At 69.8% G+C, this 17,808-nt stretch carries 19 protein-coding genes; 10 read left to right on the top strand and 9 right to left on the bottom strand.

What is annotated here, in order from left to right; genetic code table 11:
• Positions 1–10: 10 nt before the first annotated feature.
• Entirely contained in the window at positions 11–3,037 is a 3,027-nt protein-coding gene (locus tag AB0F72_RS37695; protein ID WP_360442399.1) for an NACHT domain-containing protein, read from the top strand.
• Positions 3,038–3,041: 4 nt separating this feature from the next.
• Here the strand turns inward: AB0F72_RS37695 and AB0F72_RS37690 are convergent, their stop codons facing one another.
• Together AB0F72_RS37690 and AB0F72_RS37685 are read right to left on the bottom strand one after the other, a co-directional pair.
• Positions 3,042–3,482, bottom strand: a complete 441-nt coding sequence (locus AB0F72_RS37690) for a universal stress protein (RefSeq protein WP_360442396.1) — start codon at positions 3,480–3,482, stop codon at positions 3,042–3,044.
• The gene (locus AB0F72_RS37685) at positions 3,386–4,405 is read right to left on the bottom strand and encodes a LysR family transcriptional regulator (protein ID WP_360442393.1); all 1,020 of its coding nucleotides are present in this window, start codon (positions 4,403–4,405) and stop codon (positions 3,386–3,388) included. The genes AB0F72_RS37690 and AB0F72_RS37685 overlap by 97 nt, the downstream gene beginning before the upstream one ends.
• Positions 4,406–4,477: 72 nt before the next feature.
• On the opposite strand from AB0F72_RS37685, the gene AB0F72_RS37680 reads away from it, so the two are divergent.
• From AB0F72_RS37680 to AB0F72_RS37670, 3 genes are all read left to right on the top strand, one after another.
• On the top strand, positions 4,478–5,410 hold the full coding sequence (locus AB0F72_RS37680; protein WP_360442390.1) for a DMT family transporter: 933 nt from the start codon (positions 4,478–4,480) through the stop codon (positions 5,408–5,410).
• A gap of 44 nt (positions 5,411–5,454) precedes the next feature.
• Entirely contained in the window at positions 5,455–6,081 is a 627-nt protein-coding gene (locus AB0F72_RS37675; protein WP_360442387.1) for a GTP pyrophosphokinase family protein, read from the top strand.
• Between the two features lie 107 nt (positions 6,082–6,188).
• Entirely contained in the window at positions 6,189–6,743 is a 555-nt protein-coding gene (locus tag AB0F72_RS37670; protein WP_360442384.1) for a hypothetical protein, read from the top strand.
• 31 nt (positions 6,744–6,774) lie between these two features.
• Here the strand turns inward: AB0F72_RS37670 and AB0F72_RS37665 are convergent, their stop codons facing one another.
• Together AB0F72_RS37665 and AB0F72_RS37660 are read right to left on the bottom strand one after the other, a co-directional pair.
• Positions 6,775–6,969, bottom strand: a complete 195-nt coding sequence (locus AB0F72_RS37665; RefSeq protein WP_360442381.1) for a helix-turn-helix transcriptional regulator — start codon at positions 6,967–6,969, stop codon at positions 6,775–6,777.
• Positions 6,966–7,364, bottom strand: coding sequence for a hypothetical protein (locus AB0F72_RS37660; protein ID WP_360442379.1), 399 nt, complete (start codon positions 7,362–7,364; stop codon positions 6,966–6,968). The genes AB0F72_RS37665 and AB0F72_RS37660 overlap by 4 nt, the downstream gene beginning before the upstream one ends.
• A gap of 201 nt (positions 7,365–7,565) precedes the next feature.
• Between AB0F72_RS37660 and AB0F72_RS37655 the strand changes: the two genes are divergently transcribed.
• Entirely contained in the window at positions 7,566–8,585 is a 1,020-nt protein-coding gene (locus tag AB0F72_RS37655; RefSeq protein ID WP_360442377.1) for an LLM class flavin-dependent oxidoreductase, read from the top strand.
• Entirely contained in the window at positions 8,585–9,205 is a 621-nt protein-coding gene (locus tag AB0F72_RS37650) for an NAD(P)-binding domain-containing protein (RefSeq protein ID WP_360442375.1), read from the top strand. Before AB0F72_RS37655 ends, AB0F72_RS37650 begins: the two co-directional genes overlap by 1 nt.
• Positions 9,206–9,525: 320 nt before the next feature.
• Here the strand turns inward: AB0F72_RS37650 and AB0F72_RS37645 are convergent, their stop codons facing one another.
• The gene (locus AB0F72_RS37645; protein ID WP_360442372.1) at positions 9,526–10,371 is read right to left on the bottom strand and encodes an alpha/beta hydrolase; all 846 of its coding nucleotides are present in this window, start codon (positions 10,369–10,371) and stop codon (positions 9,526–9,528) included.
• Between the two features lie 84 nt (positions 10,372–10,455).
• Between AB0F72_RS37645 and AB0F72_RS37640 the strand changes: the two genes are divergently transcribed.
• Complete coding sequence (locus tag AB0F72_RS37640) at positions 10,456–10,935, top strand: MarR family winged helix-turn-helix transcriptional regulator (RefSeq protein ID WP_360442369.1); 480 nt, start codon at positions 10,456–10,458, stop codon at positions 10,933–10,935.
• Here AB0F72_RS37640 and AB0F72_RS37635 read toward each other — a convergent pair.
• Entirely contained in the window at positions 10,919–12,103 is a 1,185-nt protein-coding gene (locus tag AB0F72_RS37635) for an MFS transporter (RefSeq protein WP_360442440.1), read from the bottom strand. The genes AB0F72_RS37640 and AB0F72_RS37635 overlap by 17 nt on opposite strands.
• An 85-nt stretch (positions 12,104–12,188) precedes the next feature.
• Between AB0F72_RS37635 and AB0F72_RS37630 the strand changes: the two genes are divergently transcribed.
• Positions 12,189–12,653, top strand: a complete 465-nt coding sequence (locus AB0F72_RS37630; RefSeq protein ID WP_360442366.1) for an Asp23/Gls24 family envelope stress response protein — start codon at positions 12,189–12,191, stop codon at positions 12,651–12,653.
• On the opposite strand, the gene AB0F72_RS37625 is transcribed toward AB0F72_RS37630, so the two are convergent.
• The 3 genes from AB0F72_RS37625 to AB0F72_RS37615 form a co-directional block, all read right to left on the bottom strand.
• Positions 12,654–13,721 (bottom strand): hypothetical protein, encoded by a 1,068-nt coding sequence (locus AB0F72_RS37625; RefSeq protein ID WP_360442363.1) that lies wholly within the window; start codon positions 13,719–13,721, stop codon positions 12,654–12,656. It lies immediately after the preceding gene.
• A 163-nt stretch (positions 13,722–13,884) separates the two neighbouring features.
• Positions 13,885–15,651: a carbohydrate-binding module family 20 domain-containing protein gene (locus AB0F72_RS37620; RefSeq protein WP_360442360.1), complete on the bottom strand. Its 1,767-nt coding sequence runs from the start codon at positions 15,649–15,651 to the stop codon at positions 13,885–13,887.
• Between the two features lie 131 nt (positions 15,652–15,782).
• Positions 15,783–16,295: a hypothetical protein gene (locus AB0F72_RS37615; RefSeq protein WP_360442357.1), complete on the bottom strand. Its 513-nt coding sequence runs from the start codon at positions 16,293–16,295 to the stop codon at positions 15,783–15,785.
• Positions 16,296–16,544: 249 nt separating this feature from the next.
• On the opposite strand from AB0F72_RS37615, the gene AB0F72_RS37610 reads away from it, so the two are divergent.
• Both AB0F72_RS37610 and AB0F72_RS37605 read left to right on the top strand, forming a co-directional pair.
• Positions 16,545–17,438, top strand: coding sequence for an AzlC family ABC transporter permease (locus AB0F72_RS37610; protein ID WP_360442354.1), 894 nt, complete (start codon positions 16,545–16,547; stop codon positions 17,436–17,438).
• Complete coding sequence (locus tag AB0F72_RS37605; protein WP_360442351.1) at positions 17,435–17,749, top strand: AzlD domain-containing protein; 315 nt, start codon at positions 17,435–17,437, stop codon at positions 17,747–17,749. Before AB0F72_RS37610 ends, AB0F72_RS37605 begins: the two co-directional genes overlap by 4 nt.
• Positions 17,750–17,808: the final 59 nt, after the last annotated feature.

The following is a 17,808-nucleotide window of genomic DNA, read 5'->3' as shown; positions in this document are numbered from 1 at the left end:
GGAGGCGCGCGTGACCGAACTACCCTTCGATCTGACGTACGCCGCCGTCGGTGCCGCGGTACTCGCCCTGGCCGGCGCCATCATCCAGCAGGTCTTCGCTGATCAAATCCGGTCCGGCCTGGCGGCGGTGTGGCGCGGGATGAGGGGCGGCCGTGGCTCGCTGCGGCGGGACGAGTGGACGCGGTACCGGCTCTGGGTCAAGGACACCGATCGCAACGCCCGGCTCGGTTTCCTGCGCGACATCCAGGTGGCGGTCGAGGACGTGTACGTGCCCCTGCAGTACGAGAAGGACGGCAAGCGCGTCGATGTCTACCGAGACGTCAGCGGCCGGCTGCGCACCATCGTGGTGGGCCCGGCCGGCGCCGGTAAGTCGATGCTGCTGCGGCATTCGATGCTGCGATGGTCGGCGGATCCGCAGCGCGACGACCGGGTGCCGGTGCTGGTGGAGCTGGCCCGGTACAACCGCGGCGACCGTACGCTCGAACAGCTCGTCGCCGACGTCTTCGCGGTCCGTCCCGGGCACGGCAAACGGCCGATGGTGAAGGACGCTCCGCAGGTCGTCGGCGCTGCCCTGAACCGCGGCCGTCTCTCGCTCTTCCTCGACGGGCTGGACGAGGTGATGACCGAACGCCGGGCGAACGTCGCCGACGAGATCAAGGAGTTCGCCGAGCGGCACCCGGCCTGCCAGATCGTCGTGACCTGCCGCGACGCGGTGTACGACAAGGACCTGTTCCCGGTCTTCGACGCGCAGATCCGCGTCGCCGGCTTCGACGACGCGGGCATCCGGCACTTCCTCCGGCTCTGGTTCACCCGCGAGCAAGGCCACGGCGGTGGCGCCGACGAGGCGGGCAACGTGCCGCCCAACGCCCGTGCGCTCGTCGAGCAGCTGATGGGCGAGCTGCGGGCCAACCCGGCCCTGATGCGGCTCGCCCGCACCCCGCTGATGCTCACGATGATCGCCTCCCTGCACGACGCCGATCCGGGTGCCGGCCCGCTGCTGACCAACTCCCGCGCCGACTTCTACGAGGAGGCGATCACCCACCTGCTGCGCCGGGACCACGACCTGGGGCGCAACCGGAACCTCGCGCAGTACCGGGCCTCGCACAAACGGACCACGCTGCGCGCCCTGGCCGTGGCCGCTCAGGGCACTGAGCACCCGGACCGCGCCGGCGACCGCAACGTCCTCAGCGAGGCCGAGATCTATACGGTCGTCGGTACGCTGGTCCCGCGTTTCGGCCTGACGGCGACCGACGGCCGCAGGCTGGTCGACGAGATCGTGGACCGCAGCGGGCTGCTCGTCCGCATCGACGACACCAACCTTTTCTACCAGTTCGCCCACCTGACGCTCCAGGAGTACCTGGCGGCCCAGGAGCTGGCCGACGACCCGGACCGGCTCCTGGAGCTCTACCGCGGCAACCGTGCTCGCTGGCGCGAGACCGTCAAGCTGTGGTGCGGTGGCGTCAACCGGGACGCCACACCGTTGGTTTCCAAGATCTTCGCGGGGGATGCGAAGGATCGGCTGCTCGCTCTGGAATGCGTGGCCGAGGCCCGGCACCTCGACGCCGACCTGGCCGACCGGATCGTGGACGGGTTCGTGGGCGTCCTCGGCACCGATCAGCCGGACAAGCCGCTGGTATTCGCCGCGCTGGGCGCGGTCGCCGCGGACCGGACCCCGACCGGTGAGCGCCTCTTCGCCCGGCTGCGTGACGGCGCGGCGAACCCCGATTACCTGATCGTGCTGGCCGAGTCCCGCCGGCGCGAGGCCATCGAGGTGCTCAGCGAACGGGCCGGGACGGACCGGGCGGCGCGGGAGGCTCTGCGGCGCCTCGGCGAGCTGGCCATCCCGGTGCTGGCGCATCGGGCCGCCAACGGTTCGGTGGATGCGATCGACGACCTGGGCGCGATCGCCACCCCGGCAGCAGCCACCGCGATCGCCGAACAGCTGTGGCTCAGTGTGCGGGAGGTCGCCATCCGGGCGGCCTGGTGGCTTGCGGTCCTGATCCGGCAGCCGGAGATCGAAGGCGAGCTGAGCCGGTTCGACCCCGTGCCGTTTCGAAGGGACAGCGAGAAGGACTACCTCTGGTTGTGGGAACCCTTCACGTCCGACCACCACACGCGGATCATCATGGGCCGGGCCGGCTGGCTGCTCGACCAGCCGACCGATCAGCCGCTGGCGGAGCTCCCGGCGCCGGACTCCCGGGTCGCCCTCGGGGTCGGCGCGCAGGCGGCGTCATTTCGGCAGGTGGATCCGCCGGACGGCTGGTTCAGCGACCTCACCGAGACTGCGACGAGTTCGGGACACCGGCGGCGCAGACCGTTGGAGAAGGCGAACGAGAACAATTACGGAGGCTGGCTGGAGGGCCTCGCGGACTCCGATCCGGACACGGCCCGACGTCTCGCCCTCGCGGCGATCGACACGGTGGTGGGCCGGGCCTATCGGTTCCGGCTGTTGCGGACGCTGCCCACCCCGGTCCTGGTGGGGATCGTGAAGCGGTTCTGGCCGTCCAACACACTGCGCGACGCGGCGGTGCGGGACTGGCAGACCATCGGCGACGAGCCGGTGCCGCCGAACGCGCTGCGAGTCGTCCGGAACACCGTCAGTTCGATCGCCGGAGTGGTCGGGGCGTTTCTGCTGCTCCTCGGCATCTACGACGCGATCCTGGACACCTATCGCTGGCTGACCGGAGCAGACGGGAGCTACAGCTTCGTGATCCTACCCATCGTCGTGGCCTCGGTGGTCGCCCTGATCTTCGAGGTCAGGCACAGCACCGACACGTCGGCCTTCATCACCGGCTTCGGTTTCATCCTCACCGGGCTCGTCGGAGTACCCGTCGGCATGTTCCCCGTCGCCGGCTGGATCGGATGGCCGGCGACGATCGGGATAGTCACCCTCCTGACAGCCGCGGTCGTCGTGCTCTGGTCCTGGACCCGGCGGCGGGAGCGGGCGGTCGGTAACCCCTACCGGGCTCTGCTGCGGCTCGACGATCAGGTGTCGGACTTCGGGCGTACGGTGATCGCCCGGCGCAGTCGCGCCTGAACGCTCAGGCCACGGCGTGGGCGTGGACGACCTGCACCGGGCAGGGTGCCCGCCGGGCGACCCGGCGGCTCACCGACCCGAAGATCAATTCGGTCATCCGGTTGCGGCGGTGGCTGCCGACCACCAGCAGCTCGGCTCGCTCGGCGGCGGCGAGCAGGCGGGCGGCCGGCCGTCCGACGAGGGTGAGCGGCTCGGCCTCGACCTCCGGGGCGGCCTCGTGGGCGGTGACGACCCCGGCGGCGGCCACGATGTCGGCGAGCTCGCGGGCCAGCGCGAAGTTGTGGCCGGCGAACTCGGCCAGGACCGAGGTGCCGCCGTCCCAGTCGAGGACGTGGACGACCTGGAGTGTCAGGTCGCGGCGGACGGCTTCCCGGGCGGCCCACCGGACCGCCTCGTTGCCGGAAGCGGCGCCGTCGGTGCCGACGACGATGGTCGGGGTTCGCATGACTCCTCCTCTGCGGTCCCCTTCATCGTTGTGCGGCCGGAGTCCGGTGGAGCAGAGGACAAAGTCCTCAGCTTCTCGACGACGGCCCGGACCGCCGCCCGGTGCAGCGCCTCCGGCCTGGTCAGCACGTCGATGTGCCGGCCCGCCCGCAGGTCCGCGAGCGGCCGCAGCACCAGTCGCGGATCCGGCGCGCTGGTGTATCCGGGCAGCAGCGCCAGCCCGCCACTGGCCGCGACCATCGCGGCGGCCACGGTGAACTCGTTGATCCGGTGCACGATGTTCAGCGGCCGCCCGGCGAGCGCCGCTATCGCGGTCAGCACACCGTGCAGCGGGAAGCCGTCGTGCACGCTGATCCACGGTTCGCCGCCCACGTCGGCAGCGGTCAAGCGGGGCCGGTCGGCGAGCGGGTGGGTGGCCGGCATCGCCACGTAGAGCGGCTCGTGGACCAGCGGCACGACTGTCACCCGGTCGGCCGGCCAGGGCGGGCTGGACGGCAGCCGGTGCGCGATCACCAGGTCGTAATCGGCGACCAGCGCCGGGAAGTCGGCGTGCGCGACGTCCTCGTCCGAGCAGCGGGTGTTCAGATCCGCGGCCATCAGCGCGGGAAAGTAGGCGAGGGCCGCGCTGTGGAACGCCGCGACGCTGACCGGCACGGCCGGATCCTCCAGGTACGCGTCCACGACCCGGTCGGCCCGGTCCAGCGCGGTCCAGATCTCCACGGCCGCGGTGGCGAGCGCCCGTCCCGCGCCGGTCAGCACGAGCCGGCGTCCGCGGCGTTCGGTCAGCGGCACCCGCGCGGATCTCTGCAAGACCTTGAGCTGTTGTGACACCGCTGACGGGGTGATGTGCAAGGCCTCGGCGACGGCGGCCACGCTGCCCCGGTCGCCGAGTTCCCGGAGTAGTCGCAGGTGGTGCATATCCATTAGGTATGACTACACCATCTGTTGAGAAGGTGGCCCTTGGTCTTCATCGTTCCGGGGCCCACGCTGCCAGGTGTGCTGATCGACCTCCCGCTCCTGGCCGTCGCGGCCGTCTGGGGCAGCAGTTACCTGACCGCCAAGGGCCTGACCGTGGCCGGTGGGGTGCTGAGCCTGCTCGCCCTGCGCTATCTGATCTCCGCGCTCGCCATGCTGCCGGTGCTCGCGGTTCGCCGCCCGCGCCGGCCGAGCCGGCGGGAGATCGCGGTGGGTACGCTGCTGGGACTCACCCAAGCGTCGGTGCTCGCCTTGGAGACGTACGGGGTAGCGCACACGTCCGCCACCAACGCCGGTGTGCTGATCAGCCTGACGATCCTGCTGACGCCGATGCTCGAAGGCGTCATCGGCCGCCGCTGGCTGCCACCGGCGTTCTTCCTCGCGGCAGCGGTGGCCGTCGCCGGAGTGGTGCTGCTCGTCGCCGGGCCGGGGCTGCGCGCGCCGTCCGCCGGGGACGCGTTGATCCTGGCCGCGGCGGTGGTCCGGGCGGGGCACGTGACGCTCTCCGGGCATCTCGCTCGCGGCCGGGACTACGACACGGTCACGCTGACCACGGTGCAGACGGTCGTCGGGGCGGTGCTGTTCACGGTGGCGGCCGGGCCGGCTCTGGGGACGGCGATCGGCGCGTACCGGGGAAGTGATTGGTTGGCGGTGGTCTTTCTGGCGCTGGGATGCAGTGTCTTTGCGTTCCTCGTGCAGCTGTGGGCCATCCGTCGCACCTCGGCGGCCCGCGCTTCGCTGCTGCTCGGCACGGAGCCGGTCTGGGCGGTTCTGATCGGGGTGGGACTGGGCGGTGAGCGGCTGGGCCCGATGGTGCTGGCCGGAATCTCCCTGGTGCTCGCCGGAACCTGGGCGGGCCAGCGGGTGGAGGCAAACGTGCGCCGGGAACAGCGGGAAACGATAAGTTCACCGGGGTGGCTACCTCGCGTCCGGGAGCAGACGACGGGCAGTTAGTGCCGCGTGGCGCTGGCCCGGTGCCCGAGGTGCTCCGTGAGCACATGACCGATCTGGATCACTTCCTGATGGTGTATCGGTTCGGGCTCGCGGAGATCAGAACGAAGCTGGAGATCCTGGCCGAGGAGCTGGCGCATCGGGGGACCGGCAACCCGATCGAGCACATCCGGCCCCGGCTCAAGACGCCGACCAGCATCGCCGCGAAAGCACAACGCATCGGATGCCCGCTCACGTACGCGGACTTGCGTCAGCGGATTCGCGACATCGCCGGCATCCGGGTGGTGTGCGGGTTCGTCTCGGACGTCTACACGGTCGCCGAGATGCTGACCCGGCAGCCGGACGTGGATCTGGCGCAGACCAAGGACTACATCGCGAAGCCGAAGCCGAACGGGTACCGCAGCCTGCACCTGCTCGTGGAGATCCCGGTCTTCATGTCCGAGCGTGTGGTGTCGGTGCCGGTCGAGGTGCAGCTGCGGACCGTGGCGATGGACTTCTGGGCCAGTCTCGAGCACAAGATCTACTACAAGCACAGCCCGAAGGTGCCGGCGCGGCTGCGGGACGAGCTGACCGCGGCGGCCGAGGACGCGGCGCGGCTCGACGAGCGGATGGAACGCCTGCACCGGGAGATCCACGGTCCTCAGTCATCTCCGCGTCACAGTCCTGCAAGTTGATTCACATCCTGCAAGCGCTTGCAATTCGACGGATTCACCTTAGGCTATGCGTGCCTTTGGGGTTCCTCAGGCGACAAATCAGGATCCGTGCTGCCCTCGGGAGTGCTATGCGTTCGATCAGCAAATTCCTGCTCGCGATGCTCGTCGGCCTCGCCGGTGTGCTCGCCGTGACCACCCCGGCCGGTGCCTCCCCGCCGCCGCCGACGCAGGTCGGCGGGCTCGACATCGGCGCCTACTGCCGCTCGATCGGGTACGCCGACGCGGCGCTGACCGGCGCGACCGCCTACGACTGGCACTGCGTCGCCGACGGCCGGCAGGGTGATCTCGCGTTCGACGCGGCCTGCCGCTGGTTGTACGGCAACGAGCACGTCGTCGACCGGATCGACGACTTCTACGACCCGACGTCGGTCTCCTGCTGGTCGGTGCAGCCGGACGTGGTCACGCCGGACTTCGAGAAGTACTGCACCGGCCAGGGTTACAGCGGGTCCGCGCTGCTCGGGACGACGGTCTACGACTGGCATTGTGTGCGGTACAGCCGGGCCGGGCCGACCTACTACGACATCGACGTGGCGGCTGCCTGTTCCGAGCTGACCCATGGATATGCGCGTCTGGACCGTTTCGCGAACTTCTACGACGCGACGACGTGGCAGTGCCGAGTCTGAGACTCTGAGCGCCGACTGGTCCAGCCGGCGCTCACTGCTCATCGATGAAGATCTCCTCGATCGTCATCTCGAAGAGCCGGGCCAGCCGGAACGCGAGCGGAAGGCTCGGATCGAACTTCCCGGTCTCGACGGCGTTGATCGTCTGCCGGGACACCTCGGCACGCTGGGCCAGGTCGGCCTGCGTCCAGCGGCGTTCGGCGCGGAGCTCGGTGATGCGGTTCTTCATCGGTACCGGATCTTGCCAACCGCGAACGCGACCACAAAGACGACCCCGGTGAACGCGGGCAGAGCGGCGACGTCGACGTCGCGTGCGACAAGGCCTGCGGTGTCCGCGACCACGTAGGCGAGCCCGGTGACCCAGCCCACGCCGAGGGTGATCGCCAGCGCTTCCAGCATGATCTTGCGTTGCAGCTCGTCGAGCGCTCGAAGGAAGCGCGTGAACGCGATGATCCAGCAGGCGCCGGCCGCGACGTTGAGGGCGACGGCGGTCCAGCTCGCCGCCTGCCGCGACGGATCCCACAGGAACTGGGGTCCGAACTTGGCCAGGGCGAGACTCGCCACCCAGGCGAACGTCCAGAGCACGAGCTGCGCGCTGGCCCTGATCTCGTTGCGGATGTGCACGGGACCCTCCATCCGGAAGCCGTGTCAAGGACACTTGACACCGTAGGAGGGGGCGGTCGTCGATGTCAAGGACACTTGACATCGCGAGGGGGCCTGGGTTTGGCGCCGCTGCGCGGTATCTCGCGTCGGGAATGAAGTCGCGGACCGCCTGGTTGACGTGTCCATCAACTTGATTGACGCATCAATCACCTGGAGGCAGTGATGATTCTCGGACTCGACACCTTCGGCGACGTGCCGCAGGACGACTCCGGCGCGCTCGTCACGCACGCCGCCGCGATCCGGCAGGTCGTCGACGAGGCGGTCCTCGCCGACGAACTCGGCGTGGACGCGATCGCCGTCGGCGAACACCACCGGCCGGAATACTCGATCTCCACACCGGAGACCGTCCTGGCCGGCATCGCCGCCCGCACCTCGCGGATCACGCTGGCCTCCGGGGTGACAGTGCTCAGCTCCGACGACCCGGTGCGCGTCTTCCAGCGTTTCGCCACCGTCGACGCGATCTCCGGCGGCCGAGCCGAAGCGATCCTCGGGCGCGGGTCGTTCACCGAGTCGTTCCCGCTTTTCGGCTACGACATGAGCCAGTACGACATCCTCTTCGAGGAGAAACTCGACCTGTTCGTCAAGCTTCTGGACGAGAAGCCGGTGACCTGGAACGGTCAGACTCGCCCGGCGCTGCTGGACGCCGACGTGTTCCCGAAAACCGAATCCGGCCGGCTCTCCACGTGGGTGGGCGTCGGCGGCTCACCCCAGTCGGTGGTCCGCACCGCCCGGTACGGGCTGCCGCTGATGCTCGCGATCATCGGCGGGCAACCGGAGCGGTTCGCGCCGTACATCGACCTGTACCAGCGTGCCGCCGAGCAGCTCGGCACCGTCGCGCACCCGGTCGGCATGCACTCGCCGGGGTTCGTCGCCGACACCGACGAGCAGGCCAAGGAGATCTTCTACCCGCACTACAAGGTGCAGCGGGACCGGATCGGCGCGCTCCGCGGATGGCCGCCGCTGCGCAAAGCCGAGTTCGACGCGGAAGTCGAGCACGGATCGCTCTACATCGGCTCGCCGGAAACCGTCGCCCGCAAGATCGCCCGGGGTGCGGGTGCGCTCGGCGTCGGGCGCTTTGATCTCATCTACACCGCGGGAGCGCAGCCGGCCAGTGCCCGGATGCGCGCGGTGGAATTGTTCGGCGCGAAGGTCGCTCCGATGGTGCGGGAGATGATGGCGTAATGGCCACGATAGGCATTCTCGGTGCGGGGAAACTGGGCACCGTGCTGGCGCGGCTCGCGGTGGCCGCCGGCTATGACGTGCTCGTGGCAGGATCCGGAGACCCGTCGAAGATTCGCCTGATCGTCGAGGTTCTGATCCCGGGCGCTCGCGCGGTTTCGGCCGACGAGGCGGCAGCGAAGTCGGACATCGTGGTGCTCGCGCTGCCGCTCGGGAAATACCGGTCGGTGCCGGTCGCGGAACTGCGCGGAAAGCTGGTCGTCGACGCGATGAATTACTGGTGGGAGGTCGACGGGGTGCGCGACGATCTGGGCTCGTCGAGTGAGCTGGTGCAGGGGTTCCTGCCGGAATCCCGGGTGGTCAAGGGGTTCAACCACATGGGCTATCACGATCTGGAGGCGGAGGCGCGTCCGGCCGGCGCGCCCGGCCGCAAAGCCATCGCCATCGCGGGGGATTCCGCTGACGACCTCGCCGCTACCGCGGCATTGGTCGATTCCCTGGGCTTCGATGCGGTGATTTCCGGGTCCCTCGATTCGGGGGTACGCATGGAGCCCGGCACCGAGTTGTTCGGCGCTAATGTCACGGCTTCTGAGGTGGAGTCCATGCTGGCCCGCTCTTCGTAGAACGGCGCTGTTGTGGCGCTGTTCCGCGCGTTGCGGTTCCGCGGTTTGGCCGGTGGCGGCTCGGCGCGAGGGGGGCGGTTTTGGGGCGGGGGATGGCCTACTCCGGGCGGTCAGGCTTGATCCCTGCGTAGGCCATCCCCCGCCCCAAAACCTTGCCCACTCACCCTTGCTGCCGCGCGTACCGGTTGTCGCGGGTCTCTGCTCACGCTCCCTGCCACAGCACCTGGCCTGCGAGCCGGCGTGCGGGCCGACGTCGTTTTTGGTCACCGCGGGCCAGCGTGGTGACGGTCCAGAGTTCGTGCGGTGCTTTCGGATACGGCCTAAGCGGCGTCGACTGCGGCAGTGAAGTCGAGGATCGCTCTGGCCAGTTCGGCGGGGGCTTCCATGGCGACGTAGTGGCCTACGCCGTCCAACGACACCGTGCGGATACCGGCGGTGACGGCCCGGGCCATGGTTTGCGCGGTGAAGGGACCGCCGCCGGCCCCGACGGCCAGGACGGGGACGGTCAGCCGTAGAGCCGCCAATTCGGGACCTTCACGCAGCATCGAACGGTAGAGGCCGGCTGCGCCTCGCCAGCCGTCCGGGCGGGCATAGGTGCGGACGAACTCGTCGATGTCGGCGTCGGTGATCGCCCCGGGTTTCGCGGTCAGGGACGGGAAGGCGTACTGGCTCAGGAATTCACGTTCGCGGCCGGCCAGTAGCAGCTCCGGAATGCCGGGCGCGGCGAGGACGCCGATGTGCCAGGCGCCGCCCCGCGTGACGTCAGCCAGCATCTCCAGGCCGAAGCCGGGCAGGCCCATCTCGATCGCGGTGAGGCTGAGTACGTCCTGCGGGTGGCCGGTGGCCAGGCGGAACACGGTGGCGCCGCTGATGTCCTGGCCGGTGAGGTGCACCGGGCCCACGCCGAGTACGCCGATGAGCCGATGCAGGTCCTCGGCGGAGGTCGCGCTGTCGTACTCGCCGGGGCCGTTGCCGGAGTCGCCGAAGCCGCGTAGGTCGACCGCGAACACACGGTGCTCGGCGGCGAGCAGCGGGATCAGCCGGTGGAAGGTCCACCAGGTCTCGGGGAAGCCGTGCACCAGCAGGATCGGCGATCCGGTGTCACCGGCGGCGACGTAGTGCAGACGGGTGCCGTTGACCTCGGCGTGGTGGTGGGTGACGGTCATGCCGCTCCTCAATTAGACAGCCTGGGTGTCGAATAATAGACACCCCGACTGTCGATCGTCGAGGGGTCGACGTAGGCTTGTCCCATGTCCCGCTCCGGCGCTGATCTCGCATTGCTCCTGCTCGGCGGCTTCCGCGCACTGGTGGACGCCGCGATCGACGAGCTGGCCCGGCGTGGACACGAGGATGTCCGGCCGGTCCACGATTTCGCCATGCGGGCCATCGCCGCGGGCGCGGACAGCGCTTCCGCTCTGGGCCGGCATCTGTCGGTCACCAAGCAGTCGGCGGCGCGGACCATCGCCGTGCTGCAGGAACGGGGATACGTGGCGAGCGAGACGGATCCCCGCGACGCGCGCCGCAAACGCCTACAGGTCACACCGCTGGGCTTCGAGGTCATGCGGCAAGGCGAAGCGATCTTCGATGAGCTACGCGAGCGATGGCGGCAGCAGATCGGCGCTGCCGAACTGGAGACCGTCGAGAAGCACCTGACAGCGCTCGTCGGCGTCCGGCCGGTGCGCTTCGACACGCCGGGCTGGAACACCCGGGATCTCAGCGAAGGCCTTTAGGCCGGCCTGCCGGCTGTGACGGCGCTCCGTTTTCCTGCGGGGTGCCGGGCTGGCGGGCGGCTGCTGCGCCTGCGGCGATCTGGAGGAGGGCGAAACCTGCCACCAGGAACAGGGACGCCGTCCAGGCCCCGGTGCGTTCTGCCAGCAGGCCCGCCAGGAACGGGCCCGAGGCTGCCAGGAGATAACCCAGGGACTGGGCCATTCCGGACAGCCGGGTGGTCTCTGCGTGATCTCGGCCGCCCAGGCTGATCAGCGTGAGGGCGGTGACGAGTGCCGCGCCCTGACCAAGTCCGGCGATCGTGGTCCAGGCCACGGCCAGCGCCGGCGCGGTGAGCAGGCCGATGATCGCGAGCAGGACCGGCAGGCTTGCCACCACCGCGCCGAGGGGGCGGTGCCGGGGATGGCGAAGCAGGAACGGGATGGTCAGGCCGCCGATGATGCCCATGCCTTGGAAGAGGAAGAGGTGCAGGCCGGCGGTTCGTTCGGACACCCCGCCGGCGATCTCGATGGTGGGCAGCCAGGTGACGAGCATGTAGAACGTCGTCGATTGCAGGCCCATGAACGCGGTGATCAGCCAGGCGCGCGGCTGCCGCCAGACGCTGACGCCGGACGGAGCAGCCGGAGTCGCCACGGGGGTGGCCGACGCGCGGGTCCGGGGCAGCCAGATCACCGCGATCAGCAGCGCGAGCAGCGACCACACGCTCAGCGCGAACCGCCAGGAAGTCGGCCCGGCGATCGGCACGGCAAGGGCGGAAGCGGTCGCGGCGGCGAGCGTGATGCACACGGTGTAGTAGCCGGTGGCGCGCGAGACGTTCGCCGCGTAGTCCCGCTTCACGATCACCGGGACCAGCACGTTCCCGACCGCGATGGCGCACCCGATCACCGCGGTGCCGACCCAGAGACCATGATCTCCCGCGTACGACCGGACGACGCCGCCGGCAGCGAGGACCAGCAGCGCGGCAAGCACCGCCCGTTCCGTCCCGAGCCGCCGCGCGAACCGGTGCACCTGCGGCGACACCAGCGCGAACGCCAGCAGCGGCAGCGCGCCGAGCAGCCCCTGCGCCGCCTCACCGAGATGCTCGTCCACGCTGATCTGCGGCAACAATGGTCCGACCGCGGTGATCGCCGGCCGGAGACAGAGCGCGACGAGGAACACAGTCGCAGTCATCACGATCACTTTCTACACCCACAGCGGCCCGAAATGGATCTAGTAGGCTCACGTCGCTTCGGGTGGCACCAGGTTAGGGACGCTGATGAACGACGAGGGCGAGTTCCGCGCGGACCGTACCCAGGAGATCTTTCTGCCGGCCGTGGTTCCGCCCGTGCCGCCGCAGCGCGGGGGCGCGGAGGTCGTGGAGGTGGCGGCCTACCGGGGGCAGACCCACTTCGAGCGTGAGGTGGTCGAGAAGCTGGCGTCCGCGGCGGCCCGGTCGGTGCCCGGTGTCGCGGAGCTCGGCGGTGACGTGGCGCGGTTCTTCAACCGGGTGCTCGACGGGATCGGCCTGGACAAGGTCGGTGACGCCACGCGCGGCGTCTCGGCCCGGGTGAACGGTCTCGACGTGGACATCACGGTGGTGCTGGTGATCGCGGCCGGTGAGGTGGTGGCCGAGGTGACCGCCGCGGTGCGGACCGCAGTGATCGAGGCGGTGGAGAACTACGGGCTCCACGTGAGCAACGTCGATGTCAAGGTCGACGACATCCGCCTGCACAACGAGTGATCACGAGCGTCGCCGTCGCGCGATGAGCAGGCCTGTCACGCCTCCGGCGACGATCATCCCGAGGGCGGCGGCGACCGCTCCGACGGGGAAGGTGGAGGCGGCGACCGGCGAGGCGGCGGCAGCCGACGGTGCGGCCGAGGGCGACGACACAACCGAGAGCGCCGGTGACGGCACGACCGACGGTGACGGTGACGGCGCGGTCGACGGCGGGCTCGCCGGAGCAGCCGAAGGCGACAGCGGATAGCTCAGGATCGGCACGTCACGGCCCTCGGAGACGGTGAGCAGCGCGGATCCGTCAGCGCTGTAGGCGATCGACTCGCCCTGCGGCTCGTCCGGCAGAGCGGTGGTCCGGGAGCTGCCACCGGTCACGGCTCGCACCACATCACCCTCAGTGACGTCAAATTCAAAGGCGTCACTGTACGTCCGAAGCGCCACCCGGGTCCCATCCGGACTGGCAGCGGCTCCCGTGATCACGAGCCGCCCGGCGAACCCGAACGGGTTGCTCGTCGCGGTCACCGGGATGGGAACGTCGCCGGCCCGCTTCAGCGGTGTCGTCTTGCCGGCGCGCAACGGCTCCGACGGCACGTACACCCCGGCCGTCACCGGATCCTTGGTGATCACCACGGGTGTGCCGTCGCCGGCGACGAGCAGCGCTTCGGCGTCGCGGGCACCGTCCGGATAGGAGAGCCGGAACAGTGCCGGCTTGCGAGCGCCGGGAGCGAGCCGCCACAGCGCGATGGTCTCCCGGCTGTTGCCGTTGTCACCGATGTCCCCGACCCAGATCGTCCCGTCCGCGCCCCGCGCCAGGTCTTCGGTGTCGCGGGGCCGGGAGGGATAGGCGACGGTACGCGTCACAGTGCACCGCTTGTTCAGGAAGAAGACGCGCCGCCCGTCCGGGTCGTCCGCGCCGTCGTTGACCACCACGTATCCGTCACCATCAGTGACCAGTCCGGAGATCTCGTTGAGCCGGTCGTCGGTGATGCGGCACACGGTCCGCGGGGATTCCACAGCCGCTGCCGCGGGAATGATCGAGGTCACGAGCACGGCGGCTACGGCTGGTAACACCATGGGTTGCACAGTAGCGGCAGCATCCCAGAGGGCTGACCACCCGCCGCGTCCAGCGGCTGAAAAGCACGGAGCGTCCGGTTCGCCTGAGGGCATCGGAATGCCTCGGGCGAACGGGACGGCCGTAGAAATTCATGGTCAACTGCCTGGTTCCGTACGGAATGAGTCAGTTGCGCCAGGTGTCGCTGAGGGTGACCGTTCCGCTTGCCGGAACGGTCGCCGTGCGGTTGACGCCGGACTCCCAGGTCACGCTGCCGTCGGCGTTCTTGCGCACGTACTTGTACTCGAAACTCGTGCCCGCCGGCAGCGAGACAGTGCCCGTCCAGACCGGGTAGGACGCCGAGGAGAGCGCGACGGCGCTCGCCGGCGCCCAGTTGCCGAGCCGGGCCTGGTTACCGACCACGAAGACGTTCTGACCGACAGTGGTCGTCGCGGTCACACCGAAGCTCGCCCCGGATGTCGCCGGGGGATTGGTGGTGGCACCGGTGGTGGGCGTGACGCCACCGGTCGCCCCGACGTAGAGCGCCACCGCCTCCCCGGCCGCGATCGTCGCCGTGAACTGGCCCGATGCGTTGACCGTGTACGTCGTTCCGGTGCACCCGCCGCCGGAAACCGGGTCGCCGTGCTGGACGTCGCAGTAGGTTCCGGCAGGCAGTGACGTCTGGAAGGTGCGGGTCAGCGAGTTGCCCTCGTGGTTGATCGCGACGTATCCCCTGCTCCCGCGTCCGAAAGCGATCTGGTCGCCGCCGTTGCTCCACCAGTTGGTGACGGCGGTTCCGGAGACCGCGTTGCGGAAGCCGACCATGTTGCCGATCTGCCGCCAGGCATGCTGACATTTCCATCCGTCGCTGTAACAGGCGTTGACCGTCCCGCCGTTCGGCGGTCCCGCGTCGTGGTCGCTGAACTCGTAGCCGGAGTTGACGTCGGGCGCGCCGTAGGGCCAGGCGAGCGCGAAGACCTGGGCGAGCGTGTAGGCGGAGCCGTTCTTGTAACTGAGCGTGTCGCCGCCGCGCTCGGTGTCGTGGTTGTCGACGAAGACCGCCGCCTGGTTGCTGGGCAGGTAACCCCAGGCGGCGCCGAAGTTCGACAGGTAGGCGAGGTTCTCGCTGAGGAAGATCCGCTTGAGGTCGCGGGCGTAGCGGAACTCCTGCACGTCGCCGGTGCCGGTGTACTCCGTCGGCTGTACCGCCTCGCCGGCCCCGAAGATGGCCTCCTGCTTCCAGTACGCGCCGGTGTTGGCCAGCTTCGCCTTGATGCCGGACAGATCGGAAGCGGACATGTGCTTCGCGGCGTCGATCCGGAAGCCGTCCACGCCGAGCGACGCGAGGTCGTTCATGTAGGCGGCGATCGTGCCGCGCACGTAGTCGCTGCCGGTGTTCAGGTCGGAGAGGTTGACCAGCTCGCAGTCCTGGACGTTGGAGCGGTTGGTGTAGTCGGTGATCGCCGTCCGGCAGGAGTGGAAGTCGGCGGCGGAGTAATAGCCGGGGTAGTTGTACTTGCTGTAGCCGGTCCCGCCGGTGCCGGTTCCGGAGCCCGCGCTCATGTGGTTGATCACGGTGTCGGCGACCACCTTCACGCCTGCGGCGTGACACGCGTTGATCATGGAGATGAACGCGTTCCGGTCACCCAGGCGACCGGCGATCCGGTACGAGACCGGCTGGTACGACGTCCACCACTGGCTGCCCTGAATGTGCTCCTGCGGGGGCGAGACCTGGACGTATCCGTATCCGAGCGGGCCGAGACGGTTGGTGCACTCCCGGGCGACCGAGGCGAACGACCACTCGAACATCACGGCCGTGACGTCCCTGCTGCCGGGCGGCGCCGCGAGCGCGTCCGGGCCGTTGATGACCGAGCTGATGCCGAAACCGCCGAGTCCGACGGCGAGCGTGGTGGCGGCGAGGGCGGTGGCGAGACGACTGCGACGACGGGCCATGGGGGATCTCCTGCGGGGGATGGGGGATGTCTTGCTGCAACAGGAGTGAAACTTTCTGAAAATCTTTGCGACAAAAATAGGGGCCGGTCACTGTCTCGTCAAGACGGTGACCGGCCCCCGGAGCGAGCGACTCAGGAGCGTTTGTCCTTCCGGGCCTGCTTCCGCGCGTTCGTGGCCCGGGTGGAGGCGGCGCGTTTGCGCAGGTCCGGTGAGCTCGGGCGGCGATCGGTGCGCTGCGGGGCGACTTTCTTCTGCTTCGCCTTCTGCTTCGCCTTCTGCGGCTTCTGCCGCGGTTGCGGGGCCGGCGGGGGTTCCGCCTTCAGCCGTTCCGCCTCGTACGCCTCGGCGCTCGCCTTCGCCAGGGCGGCGAGCTGCTGGCTCACGGCCGCGAGCAGAGTCTCGAACACCTCGGCCTTCGCCCGGCGGCGAGCGTTCTGCGCGTGCGCCTTGCCCCGGCCGCCGGCCTCCTCGACCCGTCCGGCGGCCCGTCGCCGGTACGCCTTCACGTACTTGTTCCGCGCCCGCCGCACCCGGTTGTGCAGCTCGATCAGGGCGTCCTCGTCCAGCGAGGCGATCCGTTCCGGGTCGCTCTCGCGGACCAGGGCCAGTTCGGTTTCGGTCAGTGATCCCAGCAGCGCGTCCATGCCAGGACGCTAGGAGCGGTTTCGCCCGGTCCGCCTCATCCGCCAGGGGTGAGATAGCCGAGAAGCGCCTTCTTGAGCTCCGCCGACGAGCGCGGCGCGTTCCGGCTCGCCGGCGGCCACGATGGACGGCATCGCCGCCGCGCCGCGCGATCCTGGTGCCGGCCCTGATGAGACTGGCCGGCCGGGCGAACTGGTGGCGGATCTCCGTCCCGGGATGCGGATCCCGGCGTTCACAGTACGGTCGGGGGAGTGGATACCGCGCGACAGCGTTTCGTCGGTGGGATGCGGGTCGGCGCAGGTCTGGCCGCTGCGGGGTTCGTGCTGGCGATCACGTTCGGGGCTACGGCTCATGACCAGGGCTGGAGCCCGCTCGCCGCCATCGTGGCCTCGGTGCTCATCTTCTCCGGGTCGGCGCAGTTCGCGCTGCTCGCGGCGCTGGCCGGCGGCGGAGGGGTCGGGCCGGCTATCGGCGCGGCGCTTCTGATCAACGGGCGGTTCCTGCCGATGGGGCTCGCGATCGGGCCGAGTCTGTCCGGCGGGCGGTTCCGGCGAGCTCTCCAAGGTCAGGCCGTCGTGGACGGGTCGTGGGTGGCCGCGCATCTGGGCGGTGGCCGGTTCGACCGCTGGCGGCTGTTCGGCGCGACGATCGTGCAGTGGCCGGCGTGGGTGGCCGGCACGGTGCTCGGGGTGCTCGCCGCGCCCTCGCCCGGCCTGGTCGAACAGCTCGGGCTGGACGTGGTGTTCCCGGCGTTCTTCCTGGTCCTGCTCCTGGACGAGCTCCGCGCCGAACACCAGGCCCACCGGTCGGCTCGCGGCGGCCCGGCCTCGGCTCGCGGCGGCTCGCGGCTTGCTCATGGGGCGCTGTTCGCGGCGGTGATCGGTGGGGCGGTGGCGGCCGGGATGCTCTGGTGGGTGCCGGCCGGGGTCGCGCTGGTCGGAGCCACGGTGGGCGCCCTGGTCGGGCTGCGCAGCCGGGTCTCCGCCGCAGATGCCGCGGGTGCCACAGATGCGGCGGGTGCCGCGGGTACCACAGATGCGGCGGGTGCCGCCGGTGGGGCGCGTGCCGACGGTACGGCGCGTGCGGCCGCTGCGGCGGATGCGGCGGGTGCGGCGGATGCCGAGATCGGGGAGGCGCGGCCGTGACGTTGTGGCTGGCGATTCTTGCTGTGGCGGCGGGCAGCTTCGCGGTGAAAGCGGCTGGCCCGGCCCTGCTCGGTGACCGGGAGCTGCCGTGGTGGAGCGTCGGAGTGATCGCGCTTCTCGCGCCCGCTCTGCTCGCCGGGCTGGTCGTCGTGGAGGTCCTGGGGCGGCGCTGGGCCGACCTGGACTGGACGGTTCTCGCCGCGCTGGCGGCGGTGGTCGGCGCTCGCCTGCTGAAGGTTCCGCTGCTGCTCGCCGTGCTGCTCGGCGTGCTGGTGGCGGCCGGCCTGCGCGCGCTGACCGGTGGATCATAAAACCTATTGGATCTATAGGCAATGTGCGCTTACGGACATTGACGACGCTGGTGTGAAAC

The sequence above is a fragment of the Actinoplanes sp. NPDC023936 genome (assembly GCF_040639325.1).
Taxonomy (GTDB): domain Bacteria; phylum Actinomycetota; class Actinomycetes; order Mycobacteriales; family Micromonosporaceae; genus Actinoplanes.
Note: the sequence above shows the minus strand (reverse complement) of the source record. Positions and strands in the feature narration are given on the sequence as shown.

Bases quoted from the DNA above. Each gene is read 5' to 3' on its own strand.
- AB0F72_RS37690 (WP_360442396.1), bottom strand. From the start codon at position 3,482: ATGCGAACCCCGACCATCGTCGTCGGCACCGACGGCGCCGCTTCCGGC.
- AB0F72_RS37685 (WP_360442393.1), bottom strand. From the start codon at position 4,405: ATGGATATGCACCACCTGCGACTACTCCGGGAACTCGGCGACCGGGGC.
- AB0F72_RS37675 (WP_360442387.1), top strand. From the start codon at position 5,455: ATGACCGATCTGGATCACTTCCTGATGGTGTATCGGTTCGGGCTCGCG.
- AB0F72_RS37670 (WP_360442384.1), top strand. From the start codon at position 6,189: ATGCGTTCGATCAGCAAATTCCTGCTCGCGATGCTCGTCGGCCTCGCC.
- AB0F72_RS37665 (WP_360442381.1), bottom strand. From the start codon at position 6,969: ATGAAGAACCGCATCACCGAGCTCCGCGCCGAACGCCGCTGGACGCAG.
- AB0F72_RS37655 (WP_360442377.1), top strand. From the start codon at position 7,566: ATGATTCTCGGACTCGACACCTTCGGCGACGTGCCGCAGGACGACTCC.
- AB0F72_RS37650 (WP_360442375.1), top strand. From the start codon at position 8,585: ATGGCCACGATAGGCATTCTCGGTGCGGGGAAACTGGGCACCGTGCTG.
- AB0F72_RS37645 (WP_360442372.1), bottom strand. From the start codon at position 10,371: ATGACCGTCACCCACCACCACGCCGAGGTCAACGGCACCCGTCTGCAC.
- AB0F72_RS37640 (WP_360442369.1), top strand. From the start codon at position 10,456: ATGTCCCGCTCCGGCGCTGATCTCGCATTGCTCCTGCTCGGCGGCTTC.
- AB0F72_RS37635 (WP_360442440.1), bottom strand. From the start codon at position 12,103: ATGACTGCGACTGTGTTCCTCGTCGCGCTCTGTCTCCGGCCGGCGATC.
- AB0F72_RS37630 (WP_360442366.1), top strand. From the start codon at position 12,189: ATGAACGACGAGGGCGAGTTCCGCGCGGACCGTACCCAGGAGATCTTT.
- AB0F72_RS37625 (WP_360442363.1), bottom strand. From the start codon at position 13,721: ATGGTGTTACCAGCCGTAGCCGCCGTGCTCGTGACCTCGATCATTCCC.
- AB0F72_RS37620 (WP_360442360.1), bottom strand. From the start codon at position 15,651: ATGGCCCGTCGTCGCAGTCGTCTCGCCACCGCCCTCGCCGCCACCACG.
- AB0F72_RS37615 (WP_360442357.1), bottom strand. From the start codon at position 16,295: ATGGACGCGCTGCTGGGATCACTGACCGAAACCGAACTGGCCCTGGTC.